At 62.4% G+C, this 9,899-nt stretch carries 5 protein-coding genes; 4 read left to right on the top strand and 1 reads right to left on the bottom strand.

Going from position 1 to position 9,899, the window contains the following annotated elements; genetic code table 11:
• Window positions 1–2,125 precede the first annotated feature (2,125 nt).
• The 4 genes from AB4Y43_RS28885 to AB4Y43_RS28870 all read left to right on the top strand — a co-directional run bounded on the left by AB4Y43_RS28885 (window position 2,126) and on the right by AB4Y43_RS28870 (window position 8,525).
• Window positions 2,126–3,376: an exonuclease SbcCD subunit D gene (locus AB4Y43_RS28885; protein WP_368683338.1), complete on the top strand. Its 1,251-nt coding sequence runs from the start codon at window positions 2,126–2,128 to the stop codon at window positions 3,374–3,376.
• A 3-nt stretch (window positions 3,377–3,379) separates the two neighbouring features.
• Entirely contained in the window at window positions 3,380–6,850 is a 3,471-nt protein-coding gene (locus AB4Y43_RS28880; protein WP_368729360.1) for an AAA family ATPase, read from the top strand.
• Window positions 6,851–7,082: 232 nt separating this feature from the next.
• Complete coding sequence (locus AB4Y43_RS28875) at window positions 7,083–7,595, top strand: H-NS histone family protein (protein ID WP_069262990.1); 513 nt, start codon at window positions 7,083–7,085, stop codon at window positions 7,593–7,595.
• 132 nt (window positions 7,596–7,727) lie between these two features.
• The gene (locus AB4Y43_RS28870) at window positions 7,728–8,525 is read left to right on the top strand and encodes a sulfite exporter TauE/SafE family protein (protein WP_368619716.1); all 798 of its coding nucleotides are present in this window, start codon (window positions 7,728–7,730) and stop codon (window positions 8,523–8,525) included.
• 12 nt (window positions 8,526–8,537) lie between these two features.
• Here AB4Y43_RS28870 and AB4Y43_RS28865 read toward each other — a convergent pair whose 3' ends face one another.
• Entirely contained in the window at window positions 8,538–9,863 is a 1,326-nt protein-coding gene (locus AB4Y43_RS28865) for an MFS transporter (protein WP_368619731.1), read from the bottom strand.
• Window positions 9,864–9,899 lie beyond the last annotated feature (36 nt).

The raw sequence follows: 9,899 nt of genomic DNA, 5'->3' as shown, positions 1-9,899 counted from the left end.
CGACTCGACACACGACCGATGATCGTGCCGGCCGAAAGACGCAACATATAGCCGGCTTGAGTGCGCCGCCGGCGACGCCCGCGGACTGCTGTCGGCGTGGGGCGCGCTCGAAAACTGTGAGCAGCGGTCCACGATTTTGTCCGCGAGGGATTGGACGCTGTGTCGAGTCGACACACGCGGAGCGTCGCTGCAAACCGGAGAGTCATCAGGCCGCGCGACGACGGGCACGGGGTTGAGATCCTCTCTCAAGCACTCTCATCGTGTCGCGTCCGCGAGGACGATGCATTGCCTGTTCGCTTGCAAGCCGACTTGCTACCCAGAACGGTGTGTCGAGTCGACACACTGCCTCGACTTCCTCTCGGTCCCCGTCTGAGAGGATTGCGATCCAGGACACGCCCCATCGGTGCGAATCGAGAACAAGGCATGAGGTCATCTCCTCGGCTGCACACATCCTGTGTAGCACGGGACCATGGTCCATCGCTCAGGTGCTGATCTGACGGCCGAGGCTGTGTGTCGAGTCGACACCCGCGGACCGTGGCGGCAAATCGGGAGAGTCATGGGAGCGCACGACAACAAGCAACGACCCATCGTCTGTTCGCTCGCTTGCTGAATTCCCATCCAGAACGGAGTGTCGAGACGACACACGGTCGTTGCCTTCCCGCGGTAGCGGTCTCTGGCGAACGTGATCTGGGAGATGCCTCGTCGGTGGGGCGCAGCTCGTGAGGAAGCGAATACCTCCAAAGTGCCTGGCGCCCGCCACGTGTGAAACCCGCAGATGCCACTGTCCTGGGCGCCGGCCGCCACAGTTGCGATTAGCGTAGCCAGCGCGTGCGTAGTATCGGGCGTGCCGGTGTGTCGACTCGACACACGGTGGACGCACTCAACGCCCTGCGGCTTCAAATAGGTCGGGCTGCTCGCCAGTGGAAAACGAGCGGCTTCAACAGTACCGGACGAGATCCCGCCGCTTCGAAGATCCGCAGACGTGCCATGTCTCGCATCAACTCCTTGAGAACGACATCGCCCACATTGATTTTCCCTGACACCTTCTCGGCGACGTGCGCCCCGTACGCGTCACATTCAATTTCACGCCTTGCGTTCATGCTCAAGCAGTGTGCACGCGCTGTTCGCTCGTTTAGCCGACGCTTTGCGCCGAGACTCCCAGCCGGTTGCCCTCGGGACCGGAGTAGCCCCGCTTAACGGTGCCCGCGTGACGCGTCTTTTCGTACGGGTAGCCTGCAGGCAAGAGGCGAACCTGTCGCGCGGTATGGCAGCGGGGTAGTAGCACTCGTCAGGTTGACGTGGCACGGCGCCATGTCTCCGCGCTCCCGCATAGAACTCGTTCTGTTATTCGTTGCTCAGCCGGCCAGCGACTGTGGAGCATGACATCTCGTCACCGAATAAGCAGCGCCCCGCAGCAAGTTTACAAATGCAACTAACTGACAAATCCGTTCCCCAAAGATGAAGCAAGCAACACAAGGCACGCGCGCCCAATGCTCCCCCATAACGAGAAGGCAAACTAGCGATCAGCACGCCACCCATCAAGGAAATCGAACAGAGGCGCAGAGCAGCTATGGGAAGCCAGTGGGAAATCAGCCAACCGCCCAGCGACCTAAACGACGAGAACAACAGACACAGACACATCGCAGAAAGTTAAACGGCGCCCGCGCCTCAGAAAACCAGCGTGAAACAATTCACTCAAAACTGAGAAATCGGCAAAACGCCCATCCCACGGGCGCTCCACGCCTGAAACCATCCAAATTCTAGTACTTGTTTCACGGCGATAACGGACGTCCGACCCCGAAACACAGTGAGAATAGCCGCGAAGTCGCTAAATCCCCGCTCGTCGGCATCAATCGTATATTTCAATACGTATTTTGTAGTTTTCGAAAATTCGAGACGACGTGACGCGCGCGCAGCGCTTCACCCACGCCGCACCACGTTACCTGAAGCCGCCCTCATCCGCGTCGATTAAAATTGGGCCCCATTGCCGAAGCCTCAGTCCGGGTTTCGATCCGGGACCACAGCCATGTTCAAATCGCCAGCGCGCATCACGCGCCGCTCGCGCGATAAAACAGCAATCGCCCTTTCTCCATTCAGCGCTCGCAAACACCAAAGAGGACACGTCGTGAAGTTCATCCACGCGGCAGACCTACACCTCGACAGCCCGCTACATGGCCTGAGCGCCTATCCCGATGCGCCGGTCGCCCAATTGCGCAACGCCACGCGCGAAGCATTGCGCCTGCTCGTCGATCGGGCCATCGAAGAAGAGGTCGCGTTCGTCGTTATTGCCGGCGATCTCTACGACGGCGACTGGAAGGACCACAACACTGGCATCTTCTTCGGCCAGCAGATGGGACGTCTGCGCAAGGCCGGCATTCGCGTCTTCGCGTTGTGGGGCAATCACGACGCGGAAAGCGAAATGACCAGGAAGCTCACGTTGCCGGACAACGTGGTGGTGTTCAGTCATCGCAAGTCTGAAACCCACGCGCTGCACGACATCAAGGTTGCACTGCACGGACAGAGCTTCAAGGACAAGGCCGTGATCGAAAATCTGGCGGTGGGCTACCCGTCGCCGGTTCCCGGCTACTACAACATCGGTGTGCTCCACACCGCGCTCGAAGGCTATGCCGCGCATGCGACCTACGCGCCATGCACGCGTGCCGAATTGCACGCAAAGGGTTACGACTACTGGGCGCTCGGTCACGTCCACGAATTTCAGCAGTGGGCGGAAGAGTCGACCATCGTCTTCCCCGGCAATCTGCAGGGCCGGCACATCCGCGAAACGGGGCGCCGGGGCGCCGTGCTCGTGAGCGTCGAAGACGGTCGCACGGAGGTCGAGCGTCTCTACCTCGACGTGCTGCGCTGGGAGTCGGTGCGCGTCGACGCGAGCGACTGCGAAAGCGTCGCGGATCTGGCGCGCAAGATCGGCGCTGCGCTCGAAGCGCTCGTCTCCTTCGACGCGCATGTGCCCCGCGCAGTCCGCGTGACGGTGACGGGCAAGTCGCCGGCGCATGGACTCTTTTTCGGGCGCGCGACGCAATTGCGCGCCGAAGTGCTCAATCAGATCGGCATCATCGGCAATGACAAGTTGTGGCTCGAAAAGGTCAAGCTCGAAACGAGCGCGGCCGATACGGCTGCCGCACAGAACGAGCAGATCGAAGCGCTCGCTGACCTCAAACTGCTACTCGAAGCCGCCACGCAAGACGCCGAATTTCTCGCGCTGCTTGAACGTGATTTACGCGCCTTTATCGGCAAGGTGCGCAGCGAAGTGAAAGAAGACGCGCCGCTGCTCGAACTCGCCCGCGACGGCAAACTCGCGTCGCTGGTGGAGCAGGTCGGCCCCGCGCTGCTTGCGCGGCTTTCCACGGGAGAATGACCAGTGCGTCTCAAGCAACTCGATTTGATCAAATACGGCAAGTTCACCGACACGACCCTGCCGTTTCCGCACGCGGCGCACGATTTCCACGTCATCGTCGGGCCGAACGAAGCGGGTAAGTCCACAGTGCGGACCGCCGTGTCGGAGTTGTTGTTCGGCATGCGCCTGCAAACGCCGCTCGATTTTCTCCACAACACACCGGAATTGCGCATTGGCGGCGTGCTGGAAAACGGCGCGGCCGAGCAGCGATTTCATCGCGCGCGCGGCCGCAATTCGCTGCGCACTCCGCAGGACGACAAGCTACCCGACGATTTTCTCGCGGCATTTCTCGACGGCACGAGCAAGGAGTTCTTCGAGCAGATGTTCGGCCTCGATCATGTGCGGCTCGTTGAAGGCGGGCGCAGCATTCTCGACGCATCGGACAAGCTCGGCCAGGTGTTGTTCGAATCGGCGGCGGGTGTGGGCAGCCTCGGGCCCGTGCGCGAAGAGCTCGAGAATCGCGCGGCCGAACTTTGGGCTCCGCGACGCAGCGGCAGTGCGTATGCACAGGCGGAAACGTCGTTCGCCGAGGCAACGAGCGAACTGAAGGCCGCGCAGGTGCGCACGCGCGATTGGGTCGAGAAGAAAGACGCGCTCGAAGCGGTCGAACAGGCTATCGAGCGGTTGCGCGCCGAGCAGCGCAGTCTCGAATCGCAGCGCTCGAAGCTCGAACGCGTGCGCCGCCTCGCTCCCTATATAGAAGAGCTTTCGCTCAAGCAGCGCGAGTTGGCCGCATTGGGCGAGGTCGTCGATTTACCGCCCACTGCGCATGCCGATCTGTTGAAGGCGCAAGCCGACCTTGCCGCCGAGCGCAAAGTGCAGGAAGCGCGCCAGGCCGATCTCGCAGGCAAAGAAGCCTCACGCGATGCGATCGAGCCCGATCGTGCGGCACTTGCACTCGCCGCCGAAATCGATGCGCTCGATACGCTGCGCGGCGAATGCGTCAATCATCCGCGTGAATTGCTGGTGCGTGAAACCGAGATCCGCAACCATCTCGACGCCGCATTCGCCGCTGCGGCTCAGCTAGGCTGGCCGGGTGACGAAGCCGCATTGCGGGCGGCGCTGCCCGGCGCGCTCGCGTTGAAGACGGTGACGAACCTGCTGCGCGATCACGGTCTTCGCGAGCAGGCGCTCACGACCGCGCGCGAAGTATATGACGAACAGGCGCGCAAGCTCGCCCAACTGCGGGAGCAGCTTGTGCGCCTGCCGGACATCGAAGTGCCGCACGCGTTGCGCGCCGCGCTCGACGATGCACGCGAATTGCGCAACAGTGTGACGAAGGAAAGCGCGCTCGAGCGCGAACTCGCGGATGCTCAGCGCACGGTCGAAGAGAAACGCCAGCTGCTGGGCCAATGGAACAGGCCGGTGCCAGCGCTGCGCGCGCTCAATCTGCCATCGGCTACGCGCCTGGCCGCACTGCAAAAAGAAGAAAGCGATCGCCTGAGCGCAGTGGCCGCAGCGCGAGAAGCAGTCGCAGCCGCGCAAGAAGAGATCGAGCGTTTCGAATTGCAGGAGACGCATTTCACGCAGGGCAACAAGGTTGTCACGACTGCGCAAGTGCAGGCGGCGCGCACGCGCCGCGATAGTGCGTGGGACGAAGTCAAGCAGGCGCGCGTCAGCCTCGCGGATGGCGCACCCGTCGTGGACGACGCGATGCGCCTCGCCGACGAACTCGTCGACGCGCAACTCGGCACCTCGCAGGCGGCGGCCACATTGCAGAACTTGCGTCAGCAAGTCGAAACAGCCCGCGCGAATGCGCAGCGCAAGCTTGCGGCATTGAGCGAACGCGAGCGCGAGCTCGAAGCCTTTCGCAATACCTGGACGCAACTTGCCATTGATGCGCAACTGGCTGGCATGCCGATTGCGGACATGGGTGCTTGGCTCGCGAATCGCGAAGCGGCGCTCAATGCACAGAGCGAATGCGATCGCCGCGCGAGTGAGCTTGAAGCGCGTCGAGCGGCGCGCATCGCCGCGCATGCCGAGCTGCTCGAAACGTTGCGCCCGGTGGCGCAGGCAAACGAGGGCGACGCACTGACTACGTTGATCGGCATCGCGGAAACCGTCGTGCAATCGGCTCAGAAGAGCGCCGTGCAGCGCGAAGGTCTTGAAACGCAGATTCGCGACGTCGAACGCGCGAGTGAATCCGCTCAATCCCGTTTGACCATTGAACAGGAAGCCTACGCAAAGTGGCAGACGCAATGGCGAGAGGCGCTCGCGCAAGCGAATCTCGGCGCTCGCGCGGCGACGCTCGCAGCAGCGGAAGGCGCTGTCGAACTCGCCAATATCATTGCGGCCGCTTTTTCGGACGCCGAAGCACCCCGTAACCGCATTCGCGCGATCCGCACGCAACTGGCGATGCTGGAAACCGACGCGCGACGCCTCGCCGAGGCGCTCGCGCCCGAATGGCCCGCGTCGAGTGACGGCATCGACGTGGCGCGTCAGCTCGCGGCGCGGCTGGCAACCGCGCGCGAAACGGCGAAATGCCTCGCCCAGGCCGATGCGGAAGTGCAGCTTGCCCGCACGCGCGTGGCCGATGCCGCCGCGGCGGTGGCGGGGGCACAGGCGCGCATCGAGCCCATTCTGCAGCTCGCGGGCGTGAACGAAATCGATGCGGCATTGCCGCTCGCCGAGCGTTCCGACGCTCGCCGTGCGCTGTCGACAGCGATCTCGGCGGCGCGGGACACGCTCGTGCGCGAAGGCGATGGACTTGCGCAGGAGGCCATCGCGGCAGAGATTGCGGAGCAGCCCATTACCGAGCTGCCTGCGCTGCTGGCAACGGTGAACCAGAAACGCGAAGCCGGCGACCGTGCGTTGAGCGAGTGCCTGCAGCAGCAGGTCAGCGCGAGGCAGGCGTTCGAAGCCATCAACGGCCAGGCCAATGCCGCGCTGGCCGAAGCAAAACGCCAGGAAGCCCTGAGCGCCATGGGCGAAGCCGCCGAGCAATATCTCGAAGCCGCGACCGCGAGCCGCTTGCTCAAATGGGCAACGGATCGTTATCGCGACCAGAAGCAGGGGCCGATGCTGCGTCGCGCAGGTGAAATATTCAGCGGACTCACGCTCGGTGATTTCGCGAGGCTCGTGGTGGATAACGAACGCAATCCGCCCGCATTGCATGCACGGCGCAGTAACGGCAAAACCGTGGAAGTGAGTGGAATGAGTGAAGGCACGCGCGACCAGCTTTTTCTCGCGCTGCGTATCGCGGCTCTCGAATTGCAGCTGGTGAGCAAGGCGGCGCTGCCTTTCGTTGCCGACGATCTCTTCATCAATTTCGACGACGAGCGCGCAAAGGCCGGTTTCGCGGCATTACGGAATCTCTCCGCGAAAACCCAGGTGTTGTTTCTCACGCACCACGATCACCTTTTGCCCATGATTCGCGAGATATTCGGCGTGCAGGTCAATGTCGTCGAATTGCAGCGCGCGCCTCTCGTCGCCTAGCGGTGCGAATGTTTCTCAATGGAAATTCATGGAGACATTGTTTGCGGAACGATCAATAGTCTGATCAGGAAACATGTTTTTCACTACAAAACATTCGTTTAAATTGCCAGCATGCGTGATTTGACTTCATAATCACCTTGTCTTTCGCGACGCCCATGCCGACAAGATCGCAATTCGATCGGCCAGTGATGGTTGAAGGGTGTCCGTAAAAACCGTGAATAAGGAGGTGTGAATGGTCACCCTGGATGCAATTCAATCGAAGATCGCAAAGCTGCAAAAGCAGGCCGAATCGATCGTGGAAAAACAAACGTCGGTCGGTCTCACGAAAATTCGCGATCTGATGGCCAAACATGGCCTGAGCGTGGCCGACATCGAACGCTTCGTCGGCAAGAAGCGTGGCCGCAAACCTGGCAAAGGCGTCAAAGCCGCAGGCCCAAAGCGCACCGTTGCGGCCAAATATGCCGATCCGAAAACGGGCGCCACGTGGACCGGCCGCGGCCGTGCGCCGGCGTGGATTCGCGACGTGAAAGACCGTTCGAAATTCCAGATCGACGGCAGCGCGGCAAAGGCCGCCACCAAAGTCGCACGCAAACCGCGCGCCAATGCGGCGGCGGTGAAAAAGACCGCGGCGAAGCGCGCCAAGGCCGCGCCCGCAAGGAAAGCCGCACCCGCAAAACGGGCGGCGCGTAAAACCGCAGGCCGTAGAGCCGCGGCAAAGCCGGCACAAGCCGCAGCGGCTGCTTAATAAAGTCGCTGAGAAAAGCGCATAAGCGAAATTCGCTTGCGAACCGGTGGCCGCGCCGGCGTTTCGACGCCCGCGGCCACTTTCACATGAGCGGCGCGAAACGACGCGCGCCTATTGCCCTGATCGTCATCGATGTCCGGTCTTTCGTTTTCCTCGGGGCTTCTCGCGCCCCATCTGCAGTCGCTCGACGGACTTCAATTGCTCGGCATTGCGGTTGCGCTCGTGCTGGGCGGCATGGTGAAGGGCGTGACGGGCATAGGCGTGCCGCTCGTCGCCATGCCCATCGTCACGCATTTTTTGCCGGTCAAGGAAGCGGTGCTGCTGCTGTCCATGCCGATCATTCTCGGCAATATTCCGCAGGCGCTGGAGGGGGGCGAAATGCTGCCTACCGTGCGCACTATCGCGGCGCCGCTAATTGGCACCGTGATCGGCAATGTGATTGGGGTGTCGGTACTGATCGCACTTGAGCCGCATCACGCCCAGGCGGCCTCGGGTGTCGCGTTGATCGTGGCGGCGTTGCTTTTGCTCGTCTCGCCGCGTTTCAAGCTCGCGCCTGGACTCGCGCGGCCGGTGGGATTCGCGCTCGGTTTCGGGGCGGCGCTCATGGAGAGCATTGCCGCCGTGCCGGGGCCGTTGCTCGCCATGTATCTGATCGCGTCGGGCGCCACGGGCCGCGCCTTCACGAAGCAGATTGCGATCATTCTCGTCGTTTCGGTCATCACGCTCATCACGACGTTCAGCCACGGCGCGCATGCCAATCTCGTCGATCTCGCGATTTCGGCGGCGGCCAGCGTGCCCGCCATCGCGGGCATGCTGCTCATTAGACCGTTGCGCGACAGAATGCATCCGCTCGCGTTTCGCGTGGTCGTGCTCGTGTGCGTGCTGGCCGCGGCCGTACAGATGATCGTCAAATCGCACGTGCTGTTTTGACGATCGCCTGATTCAATGGCTGATCGCTTCGAGCGAGAGCCCGCGCGTCACCGGCCCTAGCAGAATCATCACGATGCCCACGAGCATCGAAGCGCCGATGAACACCGCGACGCCAGGCACACCGTAATGATGGAGCAGGATGCCGATGGCGAGCCCCGCGAATGCGGCGGCGATGCGGCTCCACGAGTACACGAAGCCGACGGCGCGAGCGCGGATACGCGTCGGGTAAAGCTCGGCCTGGTAACCGTGATAGGCGTAGGACATCACGTTCGAAGCAAGCGTGAAGAGCACGCCCAGCACGATCAGGACCCACGGCTGCGTGGCTTGCGCGAATAGCGTAATCACCACCGCCATCATCAGGAGGCCGCCGACGATCTGCGTCTTGCGCTCCAGCTTGTCGGCGAACCACACGCCAATCAGCGGCCCGAACGGATTGGCGATGGCAATCACGAAGGCGTACGCAAGACTCTGCGTGATGTGGACGCCACGCGCAATCAGCAGCGTCGGCACCCATGCCGCGAAGCCGTAAAACCCGATCACCTGCGCCATGTTGAAGATCGACAGAATCACCGTGCGCCGCAAATACGGCGCGCGCAACACTTCGCCAAGCGAGCCGCGCCCGGCCTTTTCAAGCGAGATCGCCCCGAGCGGCGGCAACGCCGTGCCCGTTTCTGCCGTGACGCGCCGCTCGATGTCGGCAACGATGCGTTCCGCTTCGTCCTCACGGCCATTGCGCGCGAGCCAGCGCGGACTTTCGGGAATACTCCGGCGCAGGAACCACACCACTACCGCGCCCACCGAACCGATCAGGATCACCACGCGCCAGTAGTCGAGGCCGATAGGATGCGTGTCCTTGAGGATATAGGCGAGAAACGCGACGACCGGCACCACGCTGAAGGTGATGAACTGGTTGACCGCATAGGCGCGGCCGCGCTCGCCGCTCGGGATCAGTTCGGAAATGTACGTGTCGATGGTCACGAGCTCGATGCCAATGCCGATGCCGGCAATGAAGCGCCAGATATTGAGCGCCTGGCCGCTCGTCTGAAACGCCATGATCGCCGTGCAGGCGATGTACCAGATCAGCGACCACGTGAAGATCATGCGCCGCCCGAACCGGTCGGCGACCTGGCCGAACGCGAGCGCGCCGACCCACAGCCCGGCGAAGGTCGAGAACACGAAGGTGCCGAAGCCGGCCACCTTGAGCGGCCCGAGCGCGGAGAAGAAACCGAGCGATTCCGGCGTGAAAAGACCCGAATGCACCATGCCGGGCGCGACATAGCCCGTGAAGAAGAGGTCGTAAAACTCGAATACGCCGCCGAGCGACAGCAGAATCACCATCGACCAGACTGTGCGCGACGGCGGCAACCGGTCGAA

The sequence above is a fragment of the Paraburkholderia sp. BR10872 genome, from assembly GCF_040965835.1.
Classification (GTDB): domain Bacteria; phylum Pseudomonadota; class Gammaproteobacteria; order Burkholderiales; family Burkholderiaceae; genus Paraburkholderia; species Paraburkholderia nodosa_A.
Note: the sequence above shows the minus strand (reverse complement) of the source record. Positions and strands in the feature narration are given on the sequence as shown.